At 71.7% G+C, this 25339-nt stretch carries 25 protein-coding genes, 3 pseudogenes and 1 riboswitch; of the genes and pseudogenes, 13 read left to right on the forward strand and 15 right to left on the reverse strand.

The window, feature by feature from the left end; all coding sequences use genetic code 11:
• Positions 1-92: 92 nt before the first annotated feature.
• The 3 genes from ACWC91_RS07965 to ACWC91_RS07975 all read right to left on the reverse strand — a co-directional run bounded on the left by ACWC91_RS07965 (position 93) and on the right by ACWC91_RS07975 (position 4339).
• A complete protein-coding gene (locus ACWC91_RS07965; RefSeq protein WP_450643909.1) occupies positions 93-2309 on the reverse strand; it encodes an NADP-dependent isocitrate dehydrogenase in 2217 nt (738 codons plus the stop codon).
• 122 nt (positions 2310-2431) lie between these two features.
• Positions 2432-3196, reverse strand: coding sequence for a crotonase/enoyl-CoA hydratase family protein (locus ACWC91_RS07970; RefSeq protein ID WP_225080065.1), 765 nt, complete (start codon positions 3194-3196; stop codon positions 2432-2434).
• 168 nt (positions 3197-3364) lie between these two features.
• The gene (locus ACWC91_RS07975) at positions 3365-4339 is read right to left on the reverse strand and encodes a lysylphosphatidylglycerol synthase transmembrane domain-containing protein (RefSeq protein WP_225080084.1); all 975 of its coding nucleotides are present in this window, start codon (positions 4337-4339) and stop codon (positions 3365-3367) included.
• Positions 4340-4513: 174 nt separating this feature from the next.
• On the opposite strand from ACWC91_RS07975, the gene ACWC91_RS07980 reads away from it, so the two are divergent.
• Complete coding sequence (locus ACWC91_RS07980) at positions 4514-6442, forward strand: ABC transporter ATP-binding protein (RefSeq protein ID WP_450642535.1); 1929 nt, start codon at positions 4514-4516, stop codon at positions 6440-6442.
• Positions 6443-6470: 28 nt separating this feature from the next.
• On the opposite strand, the gene ACWC91_RS07985 is transcribed toward ACWC91_RS07980, so the two are convergent.
• Entirely contained in the window at positions 6471-7109 is a 639-nt protein-coding gene (locus ACWC91_RS07985) for a DedA family protein (protein WP_450642533.1), read from the reverse strand.
• A 204-nt stretch (positions 7110-7313) separates the two neighbouring features.
• Positions 7314-7838: a PadR family transcriptional regulator gene (locus ACWC91_RS07990; RefSeq protein ID WP_225080081.1), complete on the reverse strand. Its 525-nt coding sequence runs from the start codon at positions 7836-7838 to the stop codon at positions 7314-7316.
• A gap of 106 nt (positions 7839-7944) precedes the next feature.
• Between ACWC91_RS07990 and ACWC91_RS07995 the strand changes: the two genes are divergently transcribed.
• Positions 7945-9315: an MATE family efflux transporter gene (locus tag ACWC91_RS07995; protein WP_450642527.1), complete on the forward strand. Its 1371-nt coding sequence runs from the start codon at positions 7945-7947 to the stop codon at positions 9313-9315.
• 55 nt (positions 9316-9370) lie between these two features.
• Here ACWC91_RS07995 and ACWC91_RS08000 read toward each other — a convergent pair.
• A pseudogene (locus tag ACWC91_RS08000) lies at positions 9371-9535 on the reverse strand (hypothetical protein); the annotation flags it as partial.
• Here ACWC91_RS08000 and ACWC91_RS08005 point away from each other — a divergent pair.
• The gene (locus ACWC91_RS08005) at positions 9534-10289 is read left to right on the forward strand and encodes a DUF6585 family protein (protein WP_376500013.1); all 756 of its coding nucleotides are present in this window, start codon (positions 9534-9536) and stop codon (positions 10287-10289) included. The pseudogene ACWC91_RS08000 and the gene ACWC91_RS08005 overlap by 2 nt on opposite strands.
• 170 nt (positions 10290-10459) lie before the next feature.
• On the opposite strand, the gene ACWC91_RS08010 is transcribed toward ACWC91_RS08005, so the two are convergent.
• Positions 10460-10963 carry a type II toxin-antitoxin system Phd/YefM family antitoxin gene (locus ACWC91_RS08010; RefSeq protein WP_450642526.1) on the reverse strand — a complete coding sequence of 168 codons (504 nt, stop codon included), beginning with the start codon at positions 10961-10963 and terminating at the stop codon, positions 10460-10462.
• A pseudogene (locus ACWC91_RS08015) lies at positions 10956-11477 on the reverse strand (NUDIX domain-containing protein); the annotation flags it as partial. The pseudogene ACWC91_RS08015 and the gene ACWC91_RS08010, both read right to left, overlap by 8 nt.
• A gap of 169 nt (positions 11478-11646) precedes the next feature.
• On the opposite strand from ACWC91_RS08015, the gene ACWC91_RS08020 reads away from it, so the two are divergent.
• On the forward strand, positions 11647-12468 hold the full coding sequence (locus ACWC91_RS08020; RefSeq protein ID WP_376500019.1) for a helix-turn-helix domain-containing protein: 822 nt from the start codon (positions 11647-11649) through the stop codon (positions 12466-12468).
• Positions 12465-12650, forward strand: coding sequence for a DUF397 domain-containing protein (locus tag ACWC91_RS08025; protein ID WP_281154027.1), 186 nt, complete (start codon positions 12465-12467; stop codon positions 12648-12650). Before ACWC91_RS08020 ends, ACWC91_RS08025 begins: the two co-directional genes overlap by 4 nt.
• A gap of 41 nt (positions 12651-12691) precedes the next feature.
• On the opposite strand, the gene ACWC91_RS08030 is transcribed toward ACWC91_RS08025, so the two are convergent.
• Both ACWC91_RS08030 and ACWC91_RS08035 read right to left on the reverse strand, forming a co-directional pair.
• Positions 12692-13330: a hypothetical protein gene (locus ACWC91_RS08030; RefSeq protein WP_376500022.1), complete on the reverse strand. Its 639-nt coding sequence runs from the start codon at positions 13328-13330 to the stop codon at positions 12692-12694.
• Positions 13331-13392: 62 nt separating this feature from the next.
• Positions 13393-14163 (reverse strand): maleylpyruvate isomerase N-terminal domain-containing protein, encoded by a 771-nt coding sequence (locus ACWC91_RS08035; RefSeq protein WP_450642524.1) that lies wholly within the window; start codon positions 14161-14163, stop codon positions 13393-13395.
• Positions 14164-14328: 165 nt separating this feature from the next.
• Here ACWC91_RS08035 and ACWC91_RS08040 point away from each other — a divergent pair, with 165 nt between their 5' ends.
• Together ACWC91_RS08040 and ACWC91_RS08045 are read left to right on the forward strand one after the other, a co-directional pair.
• Positions 14329-15111: an Fpg/Nei family DNA glycosylase gene (locus ACWC91_RS08040; protein ID WP_225080080.1), complete on the forward strand. Its 783-nt coding sequence runs from the start codon at positions 14329-14331 to the stop codon at positions 15109-15111.
• Positions 15112-15136: 25 nt separating this feature from the next.
• Positions 15137-15328, forward strand: a riboswitch (cobalamin riboswitch).
• A 38-nt stretch (positions 15329-15366) separates the two neighbouring features.
• Positions 15367-15765: a (2Fe-2S) ferredoxin domain-containing protein gene (locus ACWC91_RS08045; RefSeq protein WP_450642523.1), complete on the forward strand. Its 399-nt coding sequence runs from the start codon at positions 15367-15369 to the stop codon at positions 15763-15765.
• 66 nt (positions 15766-15831) lie between these two features.
• On the opposite strand, the gene ACWC91_RS08050 is transcribed toward ACWC91_RS08045, so the two are convergent.
• Complete coding sequence (locus tag ACWC91_RS08050; protein WP_225080055.1) at positions 15832-16752, reverse strand: cobalamin-binding protein; 921 nt, start codon at positions 16750-16752, stop codon at positions 15832-15834.
• A 31-nt stretch (positions 16753-16783) separates the two neighbouring features.
• Between ACWC91_RS08050 and ACWC91_RS08055 the strand changes: the two are divergent.
• Together ACWC91_RS08055 and ACWC91_RS08060 are read left to right on the forward strand one after the other, a co-directional pair.
• Positions 16784-16983: pseudogene (locus ACWC91_RS08055) on the forward strand (acyl-CoA dehydrogenase family protein); the annotation flags it as partial.
• Complete coding sequence (locus ACWC91_RS08060; RefSeq protein ID WP_450642522.1) at positions 16983-18059, forward strand: enoyl-CoA hydratase/isomerase family protein; 1077 nt, start codon at positions 16983-16985, stop codon at positions 18057-18059. The pseudogene ACWC91_RS08055 and the gene ACWC91_RS08060, both read left to right, overlap by 1 nt.
• Positions 18060-18126: 67 nt before the next feature.
• Here ACWC91_RS08060 and ACWC91_RS08065 read toward each other — a convergent pair whose 3' ends face one another.
• Complete coding sequence (locus tag ACWC91_RS08065) at positions 18127-18264, reverse strand: hypothetical protein (RefSeq protein WP_450642521.1); 138 nt, start codon at positions 18262-18264, stop codon at positions 18127-18129.
• A 269-nt stretch (positions 18265-18533) separates the two neighbouring features.
• Between ACWC91_RS08065 and ACWC91_RS08070 the strand changes: the two genes are divergently transcribed.
• Positions 18534-19076: a GNAT family N-acetyltransferase gene (locus ACWC91_RS08070; protein ID WP_374114081.1), complete on the forward strand. Its 543-nt coding sequence runs from the start codon at positions 18534-18536 to the stop codon at positions 19074-19076.
• Here ACWC91_RS08070 and ACWC91_RS08075 read toward each other — a convergent pair.
• On the reverse strand, positions 19054-19527 hold the full coding sequence (locus ACWC91_RS08075) for a rhodanese-like domain-containing protein (RefSeq protein WP_225080051.1): 474 nt from the start codon (positions 19525-19527) through the stop codon (positions 19054-19056). The two genes, ACWC91_RS08070 and ACWC91_RS08075, sit on opposite strands and share 23 nt — an antisense overlap.
• Positions 19528-19673: 146 nt before the next feature.
• On the opposite strand from ACWC91_RS08075, the gene ACWC91_RS08080 reads away from it, so the two are divergent.
• The 3 genes from ACWC91_RS08080 (at position 19674) to ACWC91_RS08090 (ending at position 22143) form a co-directional block, all read left to right on the forward strand.
• Positions 19674-20120: an Lrp/AsnC family transcriptional regulator gene (locus tag ACWC91_RS08080; protein ID WP_450642520.1), complete on the forward strand. Its 447-nt coding sequence runs from the start codon at positions 19674-19676 to the stop codon at positions 20118-20120.
• A gap of 158 nt (positions 20121-20278) precedes the next feature.
• Positions 20279-20737 carry an RrF2 family transcriptional regulator gene (locus ACWC91_RS08085; protein WP_225080049.1) on the forward strand — a complete coding sequence of 153 codons (459 nt, stop codon included), beginning with the start codon at positions 20279-20281 and terminating at the stop codon, positions 20735-20737.
• Positions 20738-20886: 149 nt separating this feature from the next.
• Positions 20887-22143 (forward strand): acyl-CoA dehydrogenase family protein, encoded by a 1257-nt coding sequence (locus ACWC91_RS08090; RefSeq protein ID WP_376500030.1) that lies wholly within the window; start codon positions 20887-20889, stop codon positions 22141-22143.
• Between the two features lie 147 nt (positions 22144-22290).
• Here the strand turns inward: ACWC91_RS08090 and ACWC91_RS08095 are convergent, their stop codons facing one another.
• Both ACWC91_RS08095 and ACWC91_RS08100 read right to left on the reverse strand, forming a co-directional pair.
• Complete coding sequence (locus ACWC91_RS08095) at positions 22291-24303, reverse strand: FAD/NAD(P)-binding protein (RefSeq protein ID WP_450642518.1); 2013 nt, start codon at positions 24301-24303, stop codon at positions 22291-22293.
• Positions 24300-25307 (reverse strand): amino acid ABC transporter permease, encoded by a 1008-nt coding sequence (locus ACWC91_RS08100; protein ID WP_225080046.1) that lies wholly within the window; start codon positions 25305-25307, stop codon positions 24300-24302. The genes ACWC91_RS08095 and ACWC91_RS08100 overlap by 4 nt, the downstream gene beginning before the upstream one ends.
• Positions 25308-25339: the final 32 nt, after the last annotated feature.

The following is a 25339-nucleotide window of genomic DNA, read 5'->3' on the forward strand; positions in this document are numbered from 1 at the left end:
ACAAAAGGGCTCCGCCCCGGCCGGCGGGATGCCGGTCGGGGCGGAGCGGTGAGGACTGCGGGGCCCGGCGGTGTGCCGGGGCCCGGGTCGGCTCAGAGGGCGGCCAGCGCCTCGTTCCAGGTGGCCGACGGACGCATGACCGCGGCGGCCTTGGCCGGGTCGGGCTGGTAGTAGCCGCCGATCTCGGCCGGCTTGCCCTGGACGGCGATCAGCTCGTCGACGATCTTCTGCTCGTTGGCGGCGAGGGTCTCGGCGAGCGGCGCGAAGGCCTTGGCCAGACCGGCGTCGTCGGTCTGCTTCGTCAGCTCCTGCGCCCAGTACAGGGACAGGAAGAAGTGGCTGCCGCGGTTGTCGATGCCGCCGACGCGACGGGTCGGGGACTTGTCCTCGTTGAGGAAGGTCGCCGTGGCCCGGTCCAGGGTGTCGGCGAGCACCTTGGCGCGGGCGTTGCCGGTGGCCTCGGCGTACTGCTCCAGGGACGGCACCAGGGCGAAGAACTCGCCCAGGGAGTCCCAGCGCAGGTAGTCCTCCTTGACCAGCTGCTGCACGTGCTTCGGCGCGGAGCCGCCGGCGCCCGTCTCGAACAGGCCGCCGCCCGCCATCAGCGGGACCACGGAGAGCATCTTGGCGCTGGTGCCCAGCTCCAGGATCGGGAACAGGTCGGTGAGGTAGTCGCGCAGCACGTTGCCGGTCACCGAGATGGTGTTCTCACCGCGGCGGATGCGCTCCACCGACAGCTTCGTCGCCTCGACCGGGGACAGGATCTTGATGTCCAGGCCCTCGGTGTCGTGCTCCGGCAGGTACTGCTCGACCTTGGCGATCAGGTTGGCGTCGTGGGCGCGGCCCTCGTCCAGCCAGAACACGGCCGGGTCGCCGGTGGCGCGGGCGCGGGTGACGGCCAGCTTCACCCAGTCCTTGATCGGGGCGTCCTTGGTCTGGCAGGCGCGGAAGATGTCACCGGCCGAGACGGTCTGCTCGAGCACGGCGTCGCCGGCCTGGTCGACCAGGCGGACGGTGCCGGTGACCGGGATCTCGAAGGTCTTGTCGTGGCTGCCGTACTCCTCGGCCTTCTGCGCCATCAGACCCACGTTCGGGACCGAGCCCATGGTCGACGGGTCGTAGGCGCCGTGGGCGCGGCAGTCGTCGAGCACGGCCTGGTAGACGCCCGCGTAGCTGGAGTCCGGGATGACCGCGAGGGTGTCGTGCTCCTGGCCGTCCGGGCCCCACATGTGGCCGGAGGTGCGGATCATGGCCGGCATGGAGGCGTCGACGATCACGTCGGAGGGGACGTGCAGGTTGGTGATGCCCTTGTCGGAGTCGACCATCGCCAGCTCCGGCCCCTCGGCGAGCTCCGCGTCGAAGGAGGCCTTGATCTCGGCGCCCTCCGGCAGGTTCTCCAGGCCCTTGTAGATGCCGCCCAGACCGTCGTTCGGGGTCAGGCCGGCCGCGGCGAACGCCTCGCCGTACTTCGCGAACGTCTTCGGGAAGAAGGCGCGCACCACGTGACCGAAGACGATCGGGTCGGAGACCTTCATCATCGTGGCCTTCAGGTGCACGGAGAACAGGACGCCCTCCTGCTTGGCGCGGGCGACCTGGGCGGTGAGGAACTCGCGCAGCGCGGCGACGCGCATCACGGAGGCGTCCACGACCTCGCCCTTCAGGACGGGCACGGACTCGCGCAGCACGGTGGTGGAGCCGTCGTCGCCCTTCAGCTCGATGCGCAGCGCGCCGTCCTCGGCGATCACCGCGGACTTCTCGGTGGAGCGGAAGTCGTCGACGCCCATGGTCGCCACGTTGGTCCGGGACTCGGAGGTCCAGGCGCCCATGCGGTGCGGGTGGGTCTTGGCGTAGTTCTTCACCGAGGCGGGGGCGCGGCGGTCGGAGTTGCCCTCGCGCAGCACCGGGTTCACCGCGGAGCCCTTGACCTTGTCGTAGCGGGCGCGGATCTCGCGCTCCTCGTCGGTCTTCGGGTCGTCCGGGTAGTCCGGCAGCGCGTAGCCCTGGCCCTGGAGCTCGGCGACCGCGGCCTTGAGCTGCGGGATGGAGGCCGAGATGTTCGGCAGCTTGATGATGTTGGCCTCGGGCGTCTTGGCGAGCTCGCCCAGCTCGGTCAGCGCGTCCGGGATCCGCTGGTCCTCGGCGAGGTACTCCGGGAACACGGCGATGATGCGCCCGGCCAGCGAGATGTCACGCGTCTCCACCGCGACACCCGCCTGCGAGGCGTACGCCTGGACCACCGGCAGGAAGGAATACGTCGCCAGGGCCGGGGCCTCGTCAGTGTGTGTGTAGATGATGGTCGAGTCAGTCACCGGGTGCTCCGCTCCACGTCTGCAACATTGCTCGACATCAAGATATCTCGTGACGGTCCCCGGCTCGACAGGGGTCCGCCCCGGATCCGGACGGTCGGCTCACTCGTCCGTGGAGGGCGGGCTCACTCGTCGGCGAACGAGCCGTGTCGTCCCGCCCCGGCGGCGAACCGGGCCGCGCCCTGAAGGCCCTCGGCCAGTACGCCCCTGCCGTGCCGCAGCTCCCCGCGCAGGGCCGACACCTCGTCCAGCGACTCCTGGTCCAGGACCGAGGCGCGGTCCGCACGCAGGCAGGCCTGGGGGAAGCCGGCGAGCCGGGCGGCCAGCCGCTCGGCCTCGGCACGGGCACGTCCGGTGGGGACGAGCCGGTTCGCCAGGCCCATCTCGTACGCCTCCCGGGCTGGGACCGGCCGTCCGGTCAGGATCATGTCCATGGCGCGGCTGGTGCCGATCAGCCGGGGCAGCCGTACCGTGCCGCCGTCGATCAGCGGCACGCCCCAGCGGCGGCAGAACACACCGAACACGGCGTCCTCCTCCGCCACCCGCAGATCGCACCACAGCGCCAGTTCCAGACCGCCCGCCACGGCATGACCGGCCACCGCCGCGATCACCGGCTTGGACAGCCGCATCCGGGTCGGCCCCATCGGCCCGTCGCCGTCCTCCGCGACCCGGTTGCCCCGCCCCGTGCCGACCGCCTTCAGGTCCGCGCCCGCGCAGAACGTGCCGCCCTCGCCCCACAGCACCGCCACCCTGGCCTCCGCGTCGGCCTCGAACCGGCGGAAGGCGTCGGCGAGTTCGGCGGCCGTCGGGCCGTCCACCGCGTTCCGGGCCCCGGGCCGGGACAGGACGACCGTGGTCACGTACCCCTGGCGCTCGATCCGGACCGGCATGGCGGCGACCTCCTGCTGCGTGGTGGGACGGCAGGTTACTCCTCGGTCACCTCGTGCGGGAGACGAAGATCCGCGGAGGGCGGAGGGCGGAGGGCGGAGGGCGGAGGGCGGAGGGCGGAGGGCGGAGGGCGGAGGGCGGAGGGTAGAGGGCGGGGGCGGGGGCGGGAGTCAGATGACCTTCAGCCGTACCAGCGCCCCCAGCGTGAGCGCCCCCGGCAGCAGCGGCAGCCACACGGTGATGATCCGGTAGGCGACCACGACCGCCGTGGCGACCGCGGCCGGTCCGCCCGCCGCCACCAGCGCCACGACGAGCGCGGCCTCCACCGAGCCGAACCCACCGGGCGTGGGCACCAGCGCGACGGCGGTGGTGGCCGCCAGGTACGCCAGCGCCATGTGCACGGACGGCACCGGCAGCGCCAGCGCTCGCCCCACCGCGACCAGTGAGACCGCCTGGAGGGCCGGGAAGGCCAGCGAGCCGCCCCACAGCGCGAGCGCCCGCGCCGGACGGCAGTGCACCGTGCGCGCCTCGCTCAGCGCGGTGCGCACGAAGGAGGCGACCGCCGCGCGCAGCCGCCGTACGCACAGCGCCGCCCCGGCGGCGGCGACCAGTGCCGCGCCGACGCTGTACAGCAGCGGACCGGCCACTCCCGAGGGCAGCAGGCCGCCGAGCCGCAGCGCGTTCGGGAACGCGAGGAGCAGGGCGGCGAGCAGCGCCAGCCGGGCGATGCTCTCCGCGAGCATGTACAGCGCGAGCGCGGCGGAGGAACGGGCCAGGGAGACCCCGCACACCGTCAGGAACCGCAGGTTCACCGCGCTCGCCCCGAGGCCCGTCGGCAGCAGGTGGTTGGCGGCGCCGGCCGCGAACTGGGTGGCGAGCAGCCGCCGTCTCGGCAACCGCTGGACGACCGCGCCCTGCCGGGTGACGGCGGCCGCGACCCAGGTCAGACAGGTCGTGCCGACCGCGGCCAGCAGCCACGGCCACTCGGCGCTCCGCAGGTGCGCGAAGCCCTCGGCCAGCACCGACCGGTGGCGCACCGCGGCCACCGCCACGAGCAGCACCGGCAGCAGGCACAGCACCTGGCGCAGGGGCAGGCGCCGCGGGAGCCGCCCTGGCCGCGGCTCGCGGAGTTCGGCCGCTGTCACATCCGGGGTCACATCCGCAGAGGGTTTCCCCGCCGCGCCAACGGCGGGTGGCGGAACTGAGGACGGCGCCTTACGAGCGGGAAGCGGGTCGGGAGGAGTCGGGGCCGTCGGGGTCTTCGGGATGCGCACATTGACCTCAACGATGCTTGAGGTTCTAGGTTCTTCTCCATGAGCATGGAGACCACCGCCTGGACGCAGCTGCACAGCGTCATGACCGCCCAGCAGGAGCGGCGTCCGCTCGCCCGCGCGACGCTGCGCCGTATCGGCGCGTTCGCCCGGCCCCACCGCCGCCGTATCGCCCAGTTCGTCGCCCTCGGGGTGGTGACCGCGCTGCTCGCGGTGGCGACCCCCGTACTCGCCGGGCGCGTCGTCGACGTGATCGTGTCGCGGGGCGACCAGGGCACGGTCGTACGCCTGGCCCTGCTCATCGCCCTGATCGCGGTGGCCGAGGCGGCGTTCGGCATCCTCGGCAGACGCCTGTCGGCCACGCTCGGCGAGGGACTCATCCTCGATCTGCGCACGGCGGTGTTCGACCATGTGCAGCGCATGCCGGTGGCGTTCTTCACACGCACGCGTACGGGGGCGCTCGTCTCCCGGCTCAACAACGACGTCATCGGCGCCCAGCGGGCCTTCAGCAACACCCTCTCGGGCGTCGTCAGCAACGTGGTCACCCTGCTGCTCACCCTCGCCGTCATGCTCACCCTGTCCTGGCAGATCACCCTGTTCGCCCTGGTGCTGCTGCCGGTGTTCGTGGTGCCGGCCCGGCGGATGGGCAGCCGGATGGCCCGTATGCAGCGGGAGGCGGCCACGCTGAACGCGGCGATGGGCACCCGGATGACGGAGCGCTTCTCCGCCCCCGGCGCCACCCTGGTCAAGCTCTTCGGCCGCCCGGAGCAGGAGTCGGAGGAGTTCGCGGCCCGCGCCGCCCGGGTACGGGACATCGGCATCCGTACGGCGACGGCGCAGTCCGCCTTCATCACCGCGCTGACCCTGGTGTCCTCGCTGGCGCTGGCCCTCGTCTACGGCCTCGGCGGGTACTTCGCCCTGCGCGGCACCCTGGAGCCGGGCGCCGTCGTCTCGCTCGCCCTGCTGCTGACCCGCCTGTACGCGCCGCTCACCGCCCTCGCCGGGGCGCGCGTGGAGGTGATGAGCGCCCTGGTCAGCTTCGAGCGGGTCTTCGAGGTGCTCGACCTCAAGCCGCTGATCGAGGAGAAGCCGGACGCCCGCCCGGTGCCCGAGGGCCCCCTCGCCGTGGAGTTCGACGGCGTCCGCTTCGGCTACCCCTCCGCCGACAAGGTCTCCCTCGCCTCACTGGAGGAGGTCGCCGGCCTCGACACCCGCGACGGCGCCGAGGTCCTGCACGGCGTCTCCTTCCGCGCCGAGGCCGGGCAGACCGTCGCCCTCGTCGGCTCCTCCGGCGCCGGCAAGTCGACGATCGCGCAACTGCTGCCACGCCTGTACGACGTCGACGAGGGCGCCGTGCGCGTCGGTGGCGTCGACGTCCGCGACGTGACCTCCGCGTCCCTGCGGGCGACCCTCGGCATGGTCACCCAGGACGGCCACCTCTTCCACGACTCCGTGCGCGCCAACCTGCTGCTGGCCCGCCCCTCGGCGACCGACGCGGAACTGTGGGACGCCCTGCGCCGGGCCCGCCTCGACGACCTCGTGCGCTCCCTGCCCGACGGCCTCGGCACCGTCGTCGGCGAGCGCGGCTACCGTCTGTCCGGCGGCGAACGCCAGCGCATGACCATCGCCCGGCTGCTGCTGGCCCGCCAGCGGGTGGTCATCCTCGACGAGGCCACCGCCCACCTCGACAACACCTCGGAGGCGGCCGTCCAGGAGGCACTGACCGAGGCCCTGGACGGCCGGACCGCGGTGGTGATCGCCCACCGGCTGTCCACGGTGCGGGCCGCCGACCTCATCCTGGTCGTCGAGGGCGGACTGATCGTCGAACGCGGCACCCACGACGAACTCCTGGCGGCGGACGGCCGGTACGCGGAGCTGCACCGCACGCAGTTCGAGCAGCGGGCCGAGGAGTCGCGGGAGGCGCGGGAAGCGGCGGAGGCGCCGGAGATCGTGGTGGCCGGGGAGGCGGTGGCGTAGGCGACACCTGGTACCGGCGGCCGCCCGGTCACCGCGAGGGCGGCTGCCGGGTGTGCCGTGCACGCCGTGCCTGCAGCAGCAGAGGCACCAGGGAGAGCACGATGAGCACGGCGACCATGACCAGGAGGTAGTCCCCGATGCGGGGGACCGACGCCCCCAGGGCGTACCCGGCCAGCACCAGGCTCTGGGTCCAGAGCACGCCCCCGACGGTCGCCCAGAGCGTGAAGGTCCGCGTGGGCACGCCGAGCGCCCCGGCCGCCGGGTGCAGCACGGACCGCAGCATCGGGATGAAGCGGCCGATCACGAGTGCCTTGCCCTGCCCGTAGCGGGTCAGGAGTTCCTGCGCCCGCGCCGCCCGCTCCTTCAGCCGCCGGTTGGAGGAGCGGGCCAGCAGGGTCCGCCCGCCCCGCCGCCCGAGCAGGAACCCCACCTGCCCGCCCGCCACCGCGCCCACGGCGGCGCACACCAGCACCTGCCACAACGCCATCCGCGGCCCCTGGCCGTCGGTCTGCGCGCACAGCACACCGGCCGGGATCAGCAGGGTGTCACCGGGGAGGAAGAAGCCGACCACGATCAGACCCGACTCCGCGAAGGTCACGACCAGGACCCCCAGCGCACCGAAGGCGGCCAGCACCGAGGCGCTGTCCGTCGGGTTGACGGCGAACACCGTCATCGCCTCATGGCCCTCCTCACCGTGCACACGTCGGGCCCACTGCTGGATGAGTACCCATGCCGTACCGGGCGGCGGTACGGCCGGTCGCGGAGTCGAGCACAGCAGACATCACAGACATCATCGGTGATACCCGGCGTCCATCGCCTGTCGGTGTTGAGGTCGAGCCGCACGCCGGAAGCGGTCTGGGGGCGGCTTCGCTCAGCTCTCCAGTCTGCCGATCGCCTCCTCCAGCCACTTCCTCTCTTCGGCTCCGGTGGCACGGGCGATGCGCAGCATGCCCTGCCGGAACAGGTCCGGTGCGTCCTCGGCCCGTACCGGCTCACCGTCGCGGTAGAAGAAGCTCGCCGGGGTGTCGAGGAACGTTTGCCGGCGACGGAGGACGGCCGCCTGCTCGGCACGGTCCGGAAGGTGCCGCAAGAACGCCAGCAGCGTGAAGAAACGCTGCCCATCGGTGATTTCGACTTCCTTGGGGCTCCTCAGGCGCTCCAGAAGCCCGGTACGGCCCGCCTCCGTGAGGGACAGCGTCCGGCGGTGCGCGGCACCGCTTCCGGGCTCGGTGCGCTGCTCGATCAGGCCCGCCTTCACGAGTCGGGTGATGGCCGGATAGAGCGCGCCGTCGCTCACCGGGCGGATGTGACCGCTGAGGCCTTGGATGCGCGCCTTCAGTTCGTAGCCGTGCAGGGGTGCTTCGTAGAGGAAGCCCAGGATCGACAACTCCAGCATGAACAGGTCCCCTTCGGTGCCATCCGCGCGCTTGTCCACTCGGCGCCGCCATGCTATCTCTTTTCGCTGTACCTCGAATCGAGGTACAGCGAAAAGAGGGGGAGTGATGACGAGTGCAGCGGAGCACCGTCGCAGGCTGGTGTCGCTCGCGCTTCCGGTCTACTTCGAGCTTCTCGCCGGGGTCACGGCCGGAATCATCAACATGGTGTGGGTGGCCCGGCTCGGGGGGCAGGCCGTCGCCGCGGTGGCAGTCGCCACGAATGTCGAGAACCTGCTGCTCGGCGTCATCCTTGTCGCCGGCTCCGGCACGACCGTGCTGGTCGCACGGGCCAGGGGAACGGGGGATCCGGCGGCGCTGCGTTCCGCCGTACGCGGCGGCTGGGCGCTGTGGGCACTCGTCACACCCGTCGTCGCCATCGGCGGATACCTCTGCCGCGAGCCGCTGGCCCGGCTCGTGCTCGGCGGCGACGAAGGCCGTTCACCGGCCCTCGCCACCGGGTACTTCTCGATCGCGCTGCCTGGGATCGCGGTGTTCTTCGCCACCAACGTCGTCGACGGCATCCTCAAGGGCGCGGGCGACACCCGTACCCCGATGAAACTCTCACTGCTCGCGAACGGGCTGATCCTCGTGCTGGATCCCCTGCTCGTCCTCGGACTCGGACTCGGAGTGCGCGGGGCGGCGATCTCCACCGTGCTGGGACGGACGGCCGCGCTCGTGTGCGGTTTCCTCACGCTGCTCCGAAGCGGCGCACTCCCGCGGACTGGCGGAGGAACCTCGCTCCGCATCAAAGAACTGGGCACCGACGCGCGCAGGACGGCACAGACCGGTCTGCCGATGTCGGCCGACTTCGTCGTCAGAATGGCCGGGGCGCTCGCGCTCGTCGCCGTGGTCGCCCGGGTCGGCGTGAGCGACGTCGCCGCGTACGGGATCGCGACCAAGGCGATGTACGTCGCCACGATGGCCTTCTACGCGGTGCGCCAGGCCGCCGCCATCCACACCGCCCACCAACTCGGCGCCGGTCACGACGAGCGCCGGACCGTCGGACGCCAGGCGCTGCTCCTGGCCGGGGCGCTGGGGCTCGCAGCCGCCCTGACCCTGCTTGCCACGGGACCGTGGATCATGCGGATCTTCGGCGCCGGGGGCGACGTGGCCGAGGCGGGAACGCTCTATCTGCGCTGCGTGGGGCCCTACTTGGTATTGCTCGCGTGCTTCATCGCACTGGGCGGTGTGTTCGAGGGCAGCGGCGGCAGCCCGGCCCTTGCCCGGATCACCTCGTGCGGAGTGGCGCTGCAACTGGCCCTCGCGTCCCCCCTGTCGGAGTGGGGCCTGCCCGGCATCTGCTCGGCCATGGCGCTGTCGATGGCGTTGCAGTGCGGAGCCGTCGCCAGGACGTATGGGCGCACGAAACAGCCCTGGCCGACGGGAGGCCCCGAGGACCGGCCGAAAGCCCCGGCCGTGGACCCCCGAACTCCGTGACGAACCCACCCCACGCGCTCCGCGCGAACGCGAGCTGGGGGTCGCCGCGTTCCTTGGAATCCCGTACATGTACGGCGGTTGCGCCGGTGACGACCTCGACGGGTTCGCCGCCTTCGTCACCGCTGCGGCCGCTCAGGAGGCCCCGATGTGTACGGGCGTCGGCCCCGACCGCAGAATGATCGCCGAATCTCTGATGATTACGGCGAGGAGCACGGCTCATGGCAGGACCCACAGCTCAGCAGGACCACGGGCAGACAACAGCCCATGACGCCGCGCCCCCGGGGACCGAAGGACTTGGGCAGCTGCGGGAGACGTTCCTGCCGAAGCGCATCGGCACAGTGCGGATAGTCGCCGTCCTGAGCATGGGAATCGTCTCCCTGATCCTTCCTCCCCTCGGCGCCTACTTCATCTGGCTCGCCTTCAAGACGCCCAACCTCTCGCGCAAGCAGGCCGCCCGCCGCCTGCACCTTTTCGAGCACGGTCTGGCCGAGGTGGGAAAGAACGGCGAGGTCTCCGTCTTCCGCTGGGACTCGATGACGGTGCTCCAGGAGATCACCGAGCGGTACGCGAACGGCATCTACGTCGGGACCACCTACGTCTACACGCTCCACCGCGAGGACGGTACGACGCTCAAGGTGACCGACTTCTACGCCCAGCCCGAGTGCTGGGGTCCGGCATTCCAGCAGGAGATCACCCGGGCGCAGCTGCCCGGACTGGTCACCGGGCTGGAACAGGGCCGGACCCTGACCTACGGGAGCCTCTCGGTGAACCTGGGCGGCGTGGCCACGGCAAAGGGCAGCCTGACCTGGGCGGAGATCGAGAAGGTCGAGATCTCCCAGGGAATGCTGGTGCTGCGCAAGCCCGGCAAGAAGCTGCCCTGGGCCCAGGTGCAGGTCAAGAAGGTCCCGAACCTCTTCCTCCTCCTCGCCCTCATCGACCAACTCCGATACGGCGGCCTGCGCCAGAACGCCTGACCACCGGTGCACGGACAGCGCCCGGGGCCCGCTCAGAGCGGCCCCGGGCGCTGTGCAGCAGCGCGGTTGCGCCCCGTCCGCGCGGTCAGATCCTCGGCGGCCTCACACTCCGAGCGTTCGAGACCCTTGAGGCCCGGTTGTTCGAACTTCAAAGCGGCTCCGGCTCGCAGTCACTGCTCGCCGGCCGGTGGCTGTCGGGCCAGGAATTCTTCGAATGCCGCTGCCTGCTCGGGGTCCATGTATCCCTGGCGCTCATGCATGGCTCTGTCCTCAAGCCACGCCGCCTCGTCGGCGGTCAGTTGCACGGCCACCACCGTCCCGCTCCGGACGAAGCTCACGCGCCTGCCGTCGGCCCGCACGTACCGGGTGTAGGGCCCGTACTCCTGCGGATTGGCCAGCGGCTCGATCCGCAGTCGACCGACGTCCCACCTCGGCTCGTTCGCGTCCTCCCCTTCTTCGCCCTGCGGTATCGGTGCGGGCGTGGCGAAGTCGGCGCGGGCCCAGTGTTCCAGCCGGGCCACCACCCCCGCCGGGAACAGGACACTCACCGGCACGCCGCCCACGGTGAGCACGACGCGTTCGCCGGTGGACTCGACCAACGAGACGAGGCGCTCATAGTCGATCGGGTTCGGGGCGTACTGACGCTCGACAACGATCTTCACGACATCATCCATGGAGCTGGACGCTAGTGGGAGGGGTCCGGTCTGCGTACGGAGTGAAGTGCGCCGGCGCATGGTCGATGGGAGGCAGGTCGGAGCGCCAGGACGTGAGGATCTGGGCGCTGCACACGAACAGGCCCTCGGGCAGTTCGTCCAGGGCCCACCAGCGCCAGTCGCCCACGCTTTCGTGCGGCTGGTCGGCGGGTTCGCCCCGCCAGGCCGTGACGACGGCGCCGACGGTGACGCGTACGACATCGTCGACGTGGTCGAGGAGTGTGCCCAGCAGCGTCACGTCCTCAGGGCGGACGACGAGCCCGGTCTCCTCGGCGAGTTCGCGCACGACCGTGTCGTGAAGGGACTCTCCGGGCTCGACAGTGCCCCCGGGCAGCTCCCAGGTGCCGTGCCGGTGCCGTCCCAGCAGCAGCCCCCGCTCACCGAACACGATGACCCCGACGCCGATCGCGGCATGCGGTGCGGGCGGGCGGGCGGTCCGTGGACGAGCGCTCACACGAGGTGGGCTGGTCGTGCGGTGTGCGGGGCGTGCCGTCACAGATCAGGTCCTTTCGGTGGAGTGGTGCTGCCCGTACAGGCCGTCCTGTACTGGTTCCAGCCGTGCCAGGCACGTAACCACTGCTCACGGCCGAGCCGTTGTACTCGTTGCAAGAGGTGACGCGGGTGTGACAAGGGGGTCGTCATTCATGGCAAGTGGCAGTGCGCTGGATTCGTCCGGCAGTATGAAGGCGTTCGGGGCGGCCTTGAAGGTCTTCCGGGAACGAGCCCTGCTGACGCAGGAGCAACTGGCCGAGCGGCTCAACTACTCGCATGCTTCGGTCGCTTCGGTCGAGCAGGGCCGGCGGATGCCCACCGCTCACTTCATCGAGCGGGCGGAGGAGGCGCTGGAGTCGTTCGGCGTGCTGCGCGCGGTGGCCCGGCACGTGGGACGGCAGCGGGGGCTGGCGGTCTGGTTCCGGGAGTGGGCGCAGTTGGAGGAGACGGCGGTCAGCCTGTGCACGTACGAGTGCCGGGTCGTGCCGGGACTGCTCCAGACCGAGGCCTACACACGCGCGGTGATGCTCAACGTGCCGCCTCCGCCCACGGAGGAGCAGTTGCAGGAGCGGATCGCCGCCCGGCTGGCGCGGCAGGACCTGTTGACGCGCAGGCCGCCGGTCGCGTTCAGTTTCATCGTCGAGGAGTCGGTACTGCTGCGGCACACGGGAGGTGAGGAAGTCACCCGGGAACTGCTCGACCACCTTCTCGTCCGTACGGAACCGTGGAACGTGGAGCTGCAGATCATGCCGTTGCGGCAGCCGCATCACGCGGGTACGGACGGGCCCATGCGACTCCTGGAGACCCCGGAGCGCCAGTGGTTGGGGTATTCGGAGGGGCAGAAGACGGGGCAGCTGGTGTCCGACCGGGAAGCGGTGAGCGTCATGCACATGCGTTATGCCAAGATGCGCTCGCAGGCCCTGTCCCCAGTGGACTCGGTGGAGTTGTTGCAGAGGATGAGAGGGGCTCTATGAACACCGCCGGTGAACTGGACTGGTTCAAGAGCAGCTACAGCGGATCCGAGGGTGACGACTGCGTGGAAGTCGCACTCGCCCCCGGAGCCGTGCACGTACGCGACTCCAAGCAGAGTGACGGGCCGCGATTCGGGGTCGCCTCCTCGGCGTGGGCGGATTTCCTCGGTTTCGTGGCGGAGTAACCGATGTGTTGTGGGCCGCAGCCTCTCGCTGCTGCACCACTTCACGGTCTGGAGGGACGGACGACGACCTCGCTCCCCAGTGGTGTGTAGCCGGCCTTGAGGAAGGCCCGAAGGGATCGAGCGTTACCTGGGGCGACAGCGGCGAAAACCGGCTCTCCGGCGGGGAGTACGGTGAGCGCGTCACGCAGCAGGGAGCGACCGAGTCCAGCCGCGCCGCTGCCCGGGTGGTCGAGTTCGATGCTTATCTCTCGCCGGCCGGCCAGGCCGTCGGCCAGTGTGACAAGGCCGCGTTCATCTCCGTAGACACGGACGTCGGTACGCAAAGCCCGAGCACGGCGAACACGTGGGTGGTCATCGGCATCAAGACGTTCGGGCAGGCGTCGGGGGGCCGGCGTGCCACGCGCGACGAGTGTGACGTCGACACTGTCGATCCACCCCCCGGGACCGGCGAGGTAACGCAGGAAATCCGGAGCCATTGAAGCCCCGTAACCGTCGGGCCCCTGAGCCTGGACGCCGGGAGCGGACAGGGCGGTGGCGATCACGGCGTGCCCGGTGAAGGCGACCGAGCACTCCAGCCCACCCGGCAGAGGTGGGAGAACTGTTACGCGACCGTCCGCGGGCGGGAAGCGTCCGTCGGCGGCATTGAGGAACATGCCCAGCAGCGGGTGGGACTCGGCCATGACGGTCCACCTTACGAGGGTCCGTCCCCCGTGGTGGGCCAGGTCGGCCCCACAACCAGATCTCAGTAGCCGCCCAGCAGCGTCCGTACTCTCCGCAGTGCCTCCGGGCCCGCGGTGCTGTGCCAGCGGGTGGGGTCGGCGGGGCGGCGGCCCCACAGGAGGAGGACGCGGGTGGCCGCGTCGCTCTCGATCGTGGCCGGACCGTCGGGGGCGGCGAACCGGATCGTGCCGCCCTCGGCGTCGGCGGTCACCACGATGTCGTCCGTGCCCGGGGTGCGCAGGCGGCCCTCGACCCGTCCCTCGGGGCCCAGGCCGAGACCCGCGCGACCCCGGACCAGCAGGGGGCGGCCGACCGACATCACGCTGTGCTCGGTCATCCACGGCTCGTTGAGGGACCGCACGGACGTCCGGTCGTCGCCGGTCAGGTCCCAGCGATGGAGGATCAGTTCCTCACGCATGTGTTCCGCGAAGAAGGGGACCTTCACGGAACGGCCGGTCCACATCACCTCGGTGTCCGGGGACAGGTCCTGCGCGGCGGCCGCGGCGATCTCGGTGAGTTCTTCGCAGCGGGCCATGAACGCCGCCCGGAGTTCCGAGTCCGACATCCGCCGGTAGGGAGCCTCGCGCTCGAAGCTCCTGGTCTCCACCGGTGCGCCCGCGAGGAACGCTCGCAGCACCCGGGCCAGTTCTTCGGCGTTCCCCGTCTGGTGGACCAGGACGTCACGCACCGTCCACGCCTCGCACCACGTGCCGTCGTCGGGCCTTCGGCCCTGTACGGCGTGGACGAAGGGAGCCAGCTCGGGCAGCGTGTCGTCGACCTTGGACGGGATCACGGGCCATGGGTATCCCGGTCGGGCCGTCCGTCAAACCGGCGAGCGTCCGATCGGAGGCATGACGTCCCGGAGCAGGGTGCCGAGCGCGTGGGCTCGTTCTCCACGGGTACCCGTCAGCGCGTACGGCGGTCCGACGACCGTACGACGAAGAGCCCGGACGCACGCATGCCCGAACTGCCGGATGTCGAGGGATTCCGCGAGGTGCTGATGACCTGCGGCCGGCGGCGGTGTGTCACGGACGTCGAGGTGCGGGACACGGGGGTGTTGCGAGGTGTCAGCGCGCAGCGGCTGCGGAGGGAGTTGAAAGGCAGGCGTCTGGGGGAGGCGTGGCGGCACGGAAAGTGGTTGTTCGTGCCGGTGGATGACGGCGGTCGCGTACTGGTCTGGCACTTCGGTATGACGGGATCGCTGCGGTGCTGTGCCCCGGACGAGCCCCTCGCACCGCACGACCGCGTCGTGCTGACGCTCGACGACTCCCGGCACCTGCGCTACCGCGATCAACGCAAGCTCCAAGGCGTGCAGTTGGCCGACGACACGCAGGTCGCACGGATCACGGACGGTCTGGGGCCCGACGCGCTCACTCTGAGCGGAGCGGAATTGAGGGAGCTGCTGTCGGGACGACGGCGCGCCGTCAAGAGCGCGCTGATGGACCAGTCCGTGATCGCGGGTCTCGGGAACCTCCTGTGCGACGAGATCCTCTGGCGGGCCCGGGTGGCACCGCGGACCCCGGCGCGGGACCTGGGCGAGACCGCGCTTCGGCGTATCCATGCGGGGATGGGCCGGGTCCTTGAGACCTCCGTGCGTGCCGGGTGCGTGCCGCCGCGCCGTTCCTGGCTCACCGGGCACCGGGACGACCGCGAGCCGACGTGCCCTCGCTGCGGGTGGCCCCTGTGCTCGAACCGCGTCGGCGGACGCCGCACGGTCTGGTGCCCCCAGTGCCAGCAATGAGCGAAGCGACCGTTCCCCCGTGAGCGAATAGCAATGGGATGATGGTCGGCGACATATGGCGACGGCGGTCCGAGGAAGCCGGTGTGAATCCGGCGCGGTCCCGCCACTGTGACCGGTGAGCGAGTTCCGGAAGGCCACTGCCCCCGCCCGGGGTGGGAAGGCGGGACGAGTGACGACCCGGGAGCCAGGAGACTCACGCGGTCGCCTCCTCGATCGACACCGGGGCGGATCTCCCCGGGAGGGGAGTGGTGCGGCGTGCCCGAAAAGCCGACGGACGAGGCGCCGGACAGTGCCGTGGCGGGGAGCGGTTCGGTGCCGTGCCGGGTCGTCGTGTGCCGGGACTGCTGCTGCGGCAGCCCCAAGGTGATCGGGGTCGATCACGCGGCGCAGACCGCGCGGCTGCGTGCGGAGGTGCCGGTGCGCATCTCCGACTGCCTCGACGTGTGCGAGCAGGCGAACGTCATCGTGGTCCAGCCGTCCGCCGCGGGCCGGACCGCCGGTGCGCGACCGGTCTGGCTCGGGCTCGTCAACGACGAGGACGCGACCGAGGACATCGTCGCCTGGGTACGCGCCGGCGGCCCGGGAGTGGCTCCCCTGCCGGACATCCTCGGCCTCTACGCCATCACGCCGCCACGGCGTCCCACGACCTCGTGACGCCCGCACGGGCGGGGAGGCCCGCACACGCGGGGAGGCCTGCACGCGCGGGGAGGCCGACCGTCTTCACCGGCCGGGGAACGGACGTGCCTCGGCCGGTGTGACCGACTCGCCGGCCGGTACCCCGTGCATGATCTGGGCGAGCACCTCCGCCCCGCGTACCACCCGTGGCCCCGGCCGGTTGAAGTAGGACGGTCCGTCCAGTACCCAGACGCGGCCGGACCGAACGGCGGGCAGATCCGTCCACCCGGGCAGCCCGGTGAGCAACTCGGCCTCCCGCAGGGTGCGTTCAGGCGGGAAGCCGCACGGCAGGACGAGGACCACGTCCGGCTGTGCGGCGCGTACCGCCTCCCAGGTCACCGGCTCGGTGTGCTCGCCGGGCGCGGCGAGGAGGGGCTCGCCCCCGGCGGTGGTGATCTGCTCGGGCACCCAGTGCCCGGCGGGCCACAGCGGGTCGAGCCACTCGATCGCCACGACCCGGGGCCGGCCGAGGCCGGCGACCGCGCCGCGGACCCGGTCGAGGCGGTCCCGCAGCTCGGCCCGGCGACGCTGCGCGCGCTCACGCACGCCGAGCAGGTCGCCGACGGTGACCAGGCAGTCCAGTACGTCGTCGAGCGTGCGCGGCTCCAGGCTGAGGACCCGGGTGCCGGCGTCGAGCAGCCGCACGGTCCGGCTGACCTTCTCGTACGACACCGCGCACACGTCGCACAGGTCCTGGGTGAGCACCACGTCGGGGCGCAGGGCGGCCAGAGCCTCGGTGTCCAGGGTGTACAGCGACGAGCCGGAGTGCGCCGAACCGCCGACGGCGTCGGAGATCTCCCGGCTGGTGAGCGCGTCCTGGTCCAGACCGGTCCCGGTCACCACGGGCACCGAGGCGACCTCGCGCGGCGGCCAGTCGCATTCGTGGGTGCGGCCGGCCAACTGCTCCGACAGCCCCAGTTCGGCGACGATGTCGGTCGCGGCGGGCAGCAGGGAGACGATGCGCATACCTCGACTGTAGGAGGCTCCAGGACCGCGGACCGGCACCGGGTACTCCGTCGCCGGCCGGGCGCTCCAACTGAACGGGGGGCTACGGCTACCTCGGCGAGTACGGCCTTGAGAGGATCGTCCGTGACCTGTGCGTCCAGCGGAAGTGACCTGTGCGTCCAGCGGAACCTGGAAGGAACCAACGAGATCATGCGTGTCAGCGTGGCCCGCGGCCTGACGGAGGCGTTCTGATGTCCGCCGCCGAGGAACCCGTCCTGTTCCACACCGACGGACGGGCCGCCCACATCACCCTCAACCGGCCGAAGGCCCTGAACGCCCTCACCCACGAGATGGTGCGCCGCATCGACGAGGCACTGACGGCCTGGGAGCACGACGCGGCCGTGGAGACCGTCGTCGTCACCGGCGCGGGGGAGCGCGGCCTGTGCGCGGGCGGTGACATCCGCGCCATCCACGACGACGTCCGTGACGGGGACGGCACCGCCTCGGCCGCCTTCTGGCGCGACGAGTACCGCCTCAACGCCCGTATCGCCCGCTACCCGAAGCCGTACGTCGCCGTCATGGACGGCATCGTGATGGGAGGCGGCGTCGGCGTCTCCGCGCACGGCGGCGTCCGGATCGTCACCGAGCGCTCGCGGATCGCGATGCCGGAGACCGGCATCGGCTTCGTCCCCGACGTCGGCGGTACCCATCTGCTGGCCCTCGCCCCGGGGGAACTGGGCACCCATCTCGCGCTGACCGGTGCGCAGATCGGCGCCGGCGACGCCGTGCTCTGCGGGCTCGCCGACCACTACGTGCCGTCGGCGGCCCTGCCGGCCCTCGTCGACGACCTCGCCGGCACGCCCGTACGGGAGGTGCTGGCGCGCCATGCCCGACCGCTGCCGCAAGGGGAGTTGGAGGCGCAGAGGGAATGGACCGACCGCTGCTATGCCGCCGGGACGGTCGAGGACATCCTGAGCCGGCTGTTCGACCACGGCGAGCCCGCCGCCAAGGAGGCGGCCGAAACCCTGCTCACCAGGTCACCGACCGCCCTGAAGGTCACCCTGGCCGCCGTGCGCCGCGCCCGCCGTCTCGGATCGCTGGAACCGGTCCTCGACCAGGAGTACCGCGTCTCCTGCGCCGCCCTGAGCAGCCCCGACCTGGCGGAGGGCATCCGCGCCCAGGTCATCGACAAGGACCGCGACCCGCGCTGGTCCCCCGGGACCCTCGCCGAGGTGACCGACGCCGACGTGGACCGCTTCTTCGTCCCGCTCGGCGACCGCGAACTGGGCCTCGCCGGCCCCGGCACCACCGCGCAGTCGGCCGGGTGAGCAGGACCGTCGCGTTCACCGGACTCGGGCACATGGGCGCCTCGCCCGTGGCGTGACGACCACGCGGTCACGCAGGTGCGGGGCATCCGTCGGCGGCGACCGGTTCCTCCTCGTCCACCCCGGGACGGAGCACCTCCGCCGAACCGAGCAGCGCCTCGACCACCTCCTCCGGGCCGAGTCGCTCCTCGACCGAGCGCAGGTGCACGCGGAATGCGCCGCATGTACCTGTGTCGTGCCCGGACCGGGCCAGGCCGTGCACCAGCGGGTGGGGCGCTGCCGATGCCCGGCTCTCGGCACCGGGGACGGTCCCCGGACGCGCCCGCCCCCTCGACGGCCTATGGGAGACGACCGGCGAGCGCTCGTCATCGCCGCCGGGAAAAGAGCTTGGCCCGGCTTGTGGGGACTTGAAGAATGACGGCCATGCAGACTCGACGGGCATGCCCTGACGACGCAGCGGGGGTCGCTGGTGTCCACGTGCGCTCCTGGCAGGCGGCGTTCGCCGGCCTGGTGCCCCAGGTCCATCTCGACGCCATGGCACCAAGCCGCGAAGAGCCCAAGTGGAAGACGCGCATCGCGCAGGCACGGTGGCCGTCGTCAGGAGTGCTCGTAGCCGAGACCGAGGCGGGAATCGTCGGATTCGCAGGTTTCGGCCCGTCCGAGGAGAACCCCGCCGTCGCGGAAATCGGCATGCTCTACGCGCTGCCCGAAGTCTGGGGAACGGGGATCGGGAAGCAGTTGATGTCGGCCACGTTGACGGCCTTCGGAAAGGCCGGCTACACGCAAGCGACCTTGTGGGTCCTGGAGGACAACGAACGCGCCCGGCGCTTCTACGAAGCTGCCGGCTGGCACGCGGACGGCGCAGTCGTGGAAGACACCACGGGTGGGGCCTCCCTCAACAAGTTGCGCTACCGCCGCGCTCTGGGCCGGCCCCCTCACCGTCTGTTCCGGGACGGGTTGGAGCCGAACGGCCCTTCGCGTCGCCGTCGAGGCGGGGTCAGCAGCCGCAGGTGCCCGTGACCGGGGCGGTCAGGGGGTCGGCGTCGCGGCGCTCCTGGCCCTGCCAAGTCCCGTAGGCGAAGCCCTCGCGCACCCAGTACTCGAATCCGCCGAGCATCTCCTTGACCTGGTAGCCGAGTTCGGCGAGGGCGAGGGCGGCACGGGTGGCGCCGTTGCAGCCGGGTCCCCAGCAGTAGGTGACGACGGGCACCGACTTGTCGAGCAAGTCCGCGGCCCGCTCGGGGATGAGCGCGGTAGGCAGGTGGACCGCGCCGGGGACGTGTCCCTGGTCCCAGGATTCGGTGGAACGGGAGTCGAGAACCACGAATCCCGGGTCGCCGCCGGCCGTGAGCGCGGCGGCGACGTCGGACACGTCGGCGTGGAAGCGCAGCGAGGCTCGGAAGTGGGCGGCGGCCTCGGCGGGCGCCGCGGGGGCGACGCGCAGGACGGGGTTCGGGACGGTCATGGTCATGAAACGGGGCCTTTCCTGATGCCGGGCGACACGGCCCGGCTGCTGCTGCCTACGCCCTCGAATCTACGGACCGGAACCGGCATCCTGAAGGCATCTTCCACGGCCTCTGATTGCCATGGCCGGGGAATCCGTGTTACTCCTCGGGAATGACCGTGATTTCCCTGGACGCCATCGACTGGCGCATCCTCGACGTTCTCCAGCGCGACGGCCGGGCCAGCTTCACCGACCTCGCACGCGCCGTCTCCATGTCGGCGAGCGCGGTCACCGAGCGCGTGCGCCGGCTGGAGGAGTCGGGGGTCATCAGCGGCTACGCGGCGGTCGTGGACCCGGACAAGGTCGGGCTGACGATCATGGCGTTCGTGCGGCTGCGCTACCCGAACAGCAACTACAAGCCCTTCCATGACCTGGTCGAGGCGATGCCGGAGATCCTGGAAGCCCATCACGTCACGGGCGACGACTGCTTCATCGTCAAGGTCGCCGCGCGTTCCATGCGCCACCTGGAAGAAGTCTCCGGCCGAATCGGCGGCCTCGGCTCCGTCACGACCAGCGTCGTGTACTCGTCCCCGCTGCCCCGGCGTCCCGTCGGCCACTGACTCAGCCGACGATTCGCCCGAGCGGCGGGGAATTCTCCGCAAGCCGCCGTAGCGCGCTCAGGTCCCGGCGAAGGCTTCGGTCCGGTGCGGCAGGTCGCCCGCGGCTCCGCGCAAGGACCAGCCGGGCGGTGCGGGGCGGCGTACGGGATAATGCCGCCATGCGGATCTCGGCCAGGGCGGATTACGCGGTGCGGGCCGCACTGCAACTCGCGGCGGCTCCCGATGCCGGGCCGCTCAAGGCGGAGGCGATCGCGGACGCCCAGGAGATCCCCCACAAGTTCCTCGAAAGCATCCTCAACGACATGCGCCGGGGCGGGCTGGTGCTCAGCCAGCGCGGCGCCAACGGCGGCTACCGCCTGGCCAGGCCGCCGGACTCCATCACTGTCGCGGACGTCATCCGCGTCGTCGACGGGCCGCTCGTGTCGGTGCAGGGCGTGCGTCCGCCCGACCTGTCGTACACCGGCCCCGCCGCGTCGCTGCTGCCGTTGTGGGTCGCGCTGCGGGCCAACGTCCGCCAGATCCTGGACGGTGTGTCCCTCGCCGAGGTCGTCTCGGGCGAACTCCCCGCCGGAGTCGTCGCGCTCGCCGAGGCGCCGGCCGCCTGGACGAACCCGTAGCGCGTTTCCTCCCGATCCGAAAGCCGAGACGGCTGTGTCCGGTTCATGGACGCTCCCTTGCTCGTGGCCCACCGCGTGCACAGGATGAATCCCTACTAATCCGATAGGGAAAATGGGGAACGGTGGGTGGCCGTGTGGACGCTGGTTCCGTGCAAGTCCAGGACGCGACGGTGAGCGGGGCCGCGACGGACCCCGTCGCCGCCCCCGGGGACTTCTGGCAACGCGTGGCCCGTGACTTCGGGGACGACCTCGCCGTGGACGCGCTCGACCGTGACCGGGCCGGCAAACCGCCCAACGACGAGGTGGCGCGGCTGCGCGAGTCCGGCCTGCCAGGCGTCCTCGCGCCGCCCGGCACGGCGGGCGGGGGGACGGACTGGGAGCACGCCTGCGCGATCGTCCGCGGGATCGCGGCCGCCGACGGTTCGATCGGTGAACTCCTCGGCCGTCACTACGTGTTGTCCTGGAGCCCCCGGTTCTTCGCCCCTCCGGAGCAGGCCGTCGACGTGGAGACCCGCGCCGCACGGGAGCAGTGGCTGTGGGCGGGCGACACAGGCTCTTCGCGTGCGGACGGGGCCGCCGCTCCCGGTGACGAAGGGACCGTCCCGGTCCTCGTCCCCGTTGACGGAGGTTTTCTCCTGAGCGGACAGCGGTCCCTGGCCACCGCGGTCAGCGTGGCCGACCGGCTCGTCCTCGACGCGGTCTGTACCAGTACCGGCGAGGCATTCGTGGTGCTCGTCGACCCGCGCCACCCGGGCGTCAGCCGCGACCGGCTGCCCGACCGGCTCGGCCAGCGACTCGCCGACGCGGGCACCGTCCACTTCGACGACGTACCGATCGGCGCGGGCGATGTGCTGGGAGCCGCCGCCCACGACGAGGACGTCGTCGACCCGTTCGCCACCGTCGCCCCGCTCGCGGTGCGGCTCATGCTCACCCAGGTCGCCCTCGGCGTCGCCGAGGGGGCTCTCGCGGAGGCCAGGGACCTCAGCCGTGTGGCGTCCCGCACCCGGCGAGCGGCCGTCGGCGGGAACATCCTCACCCCGGCGGACGGCACGGACCCCGATGTGTCGCTGGCTTTCGGGGAGCTCGCCCTCGCCGCGCACAGCGCGTCCGCGGTCGTCGACCAGGCGTCGGCCGCCATGGCCCGGGCTCTTCGCGCGGGGCGAGAGCTGGACCCCGAACGGCACGCGGACACGGCGGCGTTGGTGGCGGCCGCCGAAACCGTGGCCTTCAGAGCGGCCCTGCTCGTCGGGGAACGAGTGCTGGAACTCGCCGGCGCGGAAGGGCTCGACCGGTTCTGGCGCAACATCCGGGTCCTGGCGAGACGCGGCTCCTCAGGTCCCACTCTGCGAGCCATCGGGGACCATTTCCTGAACAGCGTGCGCACGCCTTCGGCGCAGTGGACGTGAGCCCCGTGCACCGGCACCGTGAGGGGGCCGGCACACAGGTCGGCTCGCAGGGCCGACCGTCTCCCCGGCAGCCTGACCATTTCCGGGCGGTCGCCGACGGCGGGGGAGCCCGTGGCGGACTGCCCGCGCACCGCTGTCGACGGCCGTTCAGGACGTGTGCCGGACGCCTGCTTTGACGCTCACGTCGATCTCGTGCCGCTCCGGACCGCCGCTGGACAGGCCGGTAAGCGCGCCGGAGCCGAGGGTGCGCAGCAGAGCCCGGGCCACCGCGTCGTTCTGCCGGAAGGCAGGCGCGTCGGTGCGGGGGCGGGCGAACGCGGCGACGGCCCGGCTGTCGGTGGGGGCGCCGAGAGCGATGCGGCGGGGGTGCGGGCGGCCGAGGCGGGGGTCGACGACGTGGTCGCCCGCCGGGCTCACGGTGAGCCGGCCGGAGCGGTGGGTGTACGCGGGATCGGCGATGACCTCCTCGGTGAGCTCGCCCGTTCGGTGCAGGTGCCGGAGCAGAGGGTCCTGGGTGTTGTCGAGGTCCGGGCCCGGCAGGTACGCCTCGATCAGGGCCGTGGCGTGGACCGTGTGGCCGGGCACGGTCGGGCTCGTCGCGGTGAAGGTCCCCGTGGTCTCGTCCGTGCCGATGCGCAGGTCCGCGCCGAGGAAGTGGACGAGCCCGGCCCGGGACAGGGCGAGCAGCTGACGCAGCCGGAAGCCCGGCGGGCCGGAGGCGAGGAAGCTGAAGAAGCCGTGCCACCAGCCGTCGAGGCCGTCGGCGACAGAGCGGGCCGACAGCCTTCCCGCGCCGACCAGCCGGGGCAGCCGGCCGTAGACGGAGAGCAGGGCGAGGAACGCGCCCAGGTCGGCACTGTGCGCGGGGTTCGCGCGACGGGCGACGTCCTGGGCGATGTGGTCGCGCAGGTGTGCCTGGAAGGCGTCCGGTGTGGCGAAGGCCAGGCCCTCCAGCGGGTGGTCCAGAGCCTCGAAGTCCAGGCGGTCCTCCGGATCGGGCACGGCCCTGGCGACCAGGGCCGTCATCGCGTCGGAGTACCAGTGGAGGCGGTCGTACTCGGCGAGGAACTCCGACCAGGGCACACTCGTGCGCCCGGGATGAGCGTGGAACAGCTCGTGATAGTGACCGAAGCCGATCTCCTTGGCCATCAGTGGCCACACGTCGCGGCGCAGGTCCAGCGGGCGGCCCTCGGCCAGCAGGCGGTCGACCGCATCGGGGCCGAAGTGGCGCGGCAGCGGGGGCCTGAGGCCCTGAAGCCGATAGCCGGTCTTGGCGTGGTACGGCACCCCGCGCCGCGATCCGACGTGCAGGACGGGCTCGCGGCCCGACGGGAGGTAGGTCAGTGACCCGTCCGGCCCGGTGCGGTAGGCGCCGCCCCGGCCCTCGGTGAGCAGCACCATCAGGTCGACGAAGGCGAGACCGAAGCCGCGCAGGACGACGTGCTCGCCGGGCCGCAGGGCCGTCAAGTCGGCGTCGGAGGAGAAGTCCGGCGGCAGGTGGAAGCGGCCGTGGCGGCGGGCGAAGGCCGCGTGCGCGCGGTGCGCGGGGGCGGGCGCGGACCCGAGGTGGCCCTGGGCCAGGACCACCAGGTCAGCGGAGAGCGGCTCGGCCCGGTCGGCCAGGCGCACCTGCTGCGGACCGTCCGGCGGGCCGGTGACGGCGGTCGCGGTGGTGCGGTGCCACTCGACGGTGACCGACGGCGGCAGGTCGGCCAGCGCCCGCCGGAACACCCAGTCCAGATAGGCGCTCTGGGCCCGGCGGGTGGGGAAATCGGTCCCGGCCAGGGCGCGCAGTTCGGCGAGTACCTCCGGGTCCGCGGGTTCCGTGTACGGCGCAAGGCGCGGGCCTCTCGGGTCGGCGAACTGCGCGGCCCATTCGGCCAGTGAGGGGCCCTGCCGTACGGGGCCGTCGATGGTGGAGGTCTCGTCGGTGAACATGGTGACGTCCTCGGCCATGGAGTTCATCCGCAGCAGCGGGGACTGCTCGTGCCGCCAGATCCGGCCCGGGCCGGGCGGATGCGGGTCCACCAGATGGATGTGCAACTTCCTTTCGCGTTCCCACACTGCGGGAAGGTTGGCGGCGATGCGCTCCAGCAGTCCGGTGGCGCGCGGTCCCGCGCCGACGACGACGAGGACGGCCGTGGGGGAGTCGTCGGTCATCGGTCACCGCCGACAGCGGGGCGGGCGTCGGCGGCGGCCACCCGGTACAGGCGGGCGCGCAGTGCGACGAGGCGCAGGCGCAGCCGCCCGAGCGGTGTGGGCGGCAGAGTCCGCGCGGCGCCGCGGGCGTAGTACCGCTCGACGTAGTACTGGCCGGCGCCGAGTACGGAGGTGACCGCGACGTACCAGAAGGTCGCGACCATCAGCAGCGGGATCACCTGGTACGTCCGGTTGTAGATCAGCTGCACGGAGAACAGCAGGTCGTGGACGGCCAGCACGCTGACGATGCTCGTGCCCTTGAGCGTGCCGATCAGCATGTTGCCCGCGGTCGGCACGATGGAGCGCATCGCCTGAGGTACGACGATTCGGCGCAAGGTGCGCCATCTGCCGAGGCCGAGGGCCTGGGCGGCCTCGGTCTGCCCGGCGTCCACGGACAGGATGCCGCCGCGCACCACCTCGGCGGCGTAGGCGGTCTCGTGCAGGGTGAGTCCGATGACGGCGGTGAGAGTGGGGCCGAGCAGGTTCACCGTCTTGACGGTGACGAACTGAGGGCCGAAGGGGATGCCGACGCCGAGCGTCGGATACAGGGCGCCGATGTTGAACCAGAACAGCAGCTGCACCAGCAGCGGTGTGGATCGGAAGATCCACACGTATCCCCAACTCAGCGTGCGGAGAACCGGGTTGGCGGACAGCCGCATCACCGCCAGCAGTGTGCCGAACAGGAAGCCGAGCACCATCACGACGCCGGTCAGCCACAGGGTCAGCAGCAGCCCGTCGAGCACGGCGGACGTGGTGAAGTACCGGCCCACCACGTCCCACTGGAAGGCGTCGTTGCGGACCACCGAGTTGAGCACCATCAGGAAGAGCAGCAATGCGCCGGCGGCGGTCAGCCAGCGGCCCACGTGCCGGCGCGGCACGATCCGCGGCAGGTCGGCCCCGGACGGTCCGGGTGCCTTCGGGGGCTTCAGGGCAGGGGAGGAGGTGACGTCGGAAGGGGTGACCATCGGGAGGCGCTCCGGAGGAGGGAGGGGTGGCG

It is taken from the genome of Streptomyces sp. NPDC001204, from assembly GCF_053598035.1.

Bases quoted from the DNA above. Each gene is read 5' to 3' on its own strand.
- ACWC91_RS08010 (WP_450642526.1), bottom strand. From the start codon at position 10,963: ATGGATGATGTCGTGAAGATCGTTGTCGAGCGTCAGTACGCCCCGAAC.
- ACWC91_RS07980 (WP_450642535.1), top strand. From the start codon at position 4,514: ATGGAGACCACCGCCTGGACGCAGCTGCACAGCGTCATGACCGCCCAG.
- ACWC91_RS08050 (WP_225080055.1), bottom strand. From the start codon at position 16,752: ATGCGCATCGTCTCCCTGCTGCCCGCCGCGACCGACATCGTCGCCGAA.
- ACWC91_RS07995 (WP_450642527.1), top strand. From the start codon at position 7,945: ATGACGAGTGCAGCGGAGCACCGTCGCAGGCTGGTGTCGCTCGCGCTT.
- ACWC91_RS08085 (WP_225080049.1), top strand. From the start codon at position 20,279: ATGCGGATCTCGGCCAGGGCGGATTACGCGGTGCGGGCCGCACTGCAA.
- ACWC91_RS08025 (WP_281154027.1), top strand. From the start codon at position 12,465: ATGAACACCGCCGGTGAACTGGACTGGTTCAAGAGCAGCTACAGCGGA.
- ACWC91_RS08080 (WP_450642520.1), top strand. From the start codon at position 19,674: ATGACCGTGATTTCCCTGGACGCCATCGACTGGCGCATCCTCGACGTT.
- ACWC91_RS08030 (WP_376500022.1), bottom strand. From the start codon at position 13,330: ATGGCCGAGTCCCACCCGCTGCTGGGCATGTTCCTCAATGCCGCCGAC.
- ACWC91_RS08095 (WP_450642518.1), bottom strand. From the start codon at position 24,303: ATGACCGACGACTCCCCCACGGCCGTCCTCGTCGTCGTCGGCGCGGGA.
- ACWC91_RS07970 (WP_225080065.1), bottom strand. From the start codon at position 3,196: ATGCCGGTCCGGATCGAGCGCCAGGGGTACGTGACCACGGTCGTCCTG.
- ACWC91_RS08075 (WP_225080051.1), bottom strand. From the start codon at position 19,527: ATGACCATGACCGTCCCGAACCCCGTCCTGCGCGTCGCCCCCGCGGCG.
- ACWC91_RS08040 (WP_225080080.1), top strand. From the start codon at position 14,329: ATGCCCGAACTGCCGGATGTCGAGGGATTCCGCGAGGTGCTGATGACC.
- ACWC91_RS08020 (WP_376500019.1), top strand. From the start codon at position 11,647: ATGGCAAGTGGCAGTGCGCTGGATTCGTCCGGCAGTATGAAGGCGTTC.
- ACWC91_RS08060 (WP_450642522.1), top strand. From the start codon at position 16,983: ATGTCCGCCGCCGAGGAACCCGTCCTGTTCCACACCGACGGACGGGCC.
- ACWC91_RS07990 (WP_225080081.1), bottom strand. From the start codon at position 7,838: ATGCTGGAGTTGTCGATCCTGGGCTTCCTCTACGAAGCACCCCTGCAC.
- ACWC91_RS08100 (WP_225080046.1), bottom strand. From the start codon at position 25,307: ATGGTCACCCCTTCCGACGTCACCTCCTCCCCTGCCCTGAAGCCCCCG.
- ACWC91_RS08005 (WP_376500013.1), top strand. From the start codon at position 9,534: ATGGCAGGACCCACAGCTCAGCAGGACCACGGGCAGACAACAGCCCAT.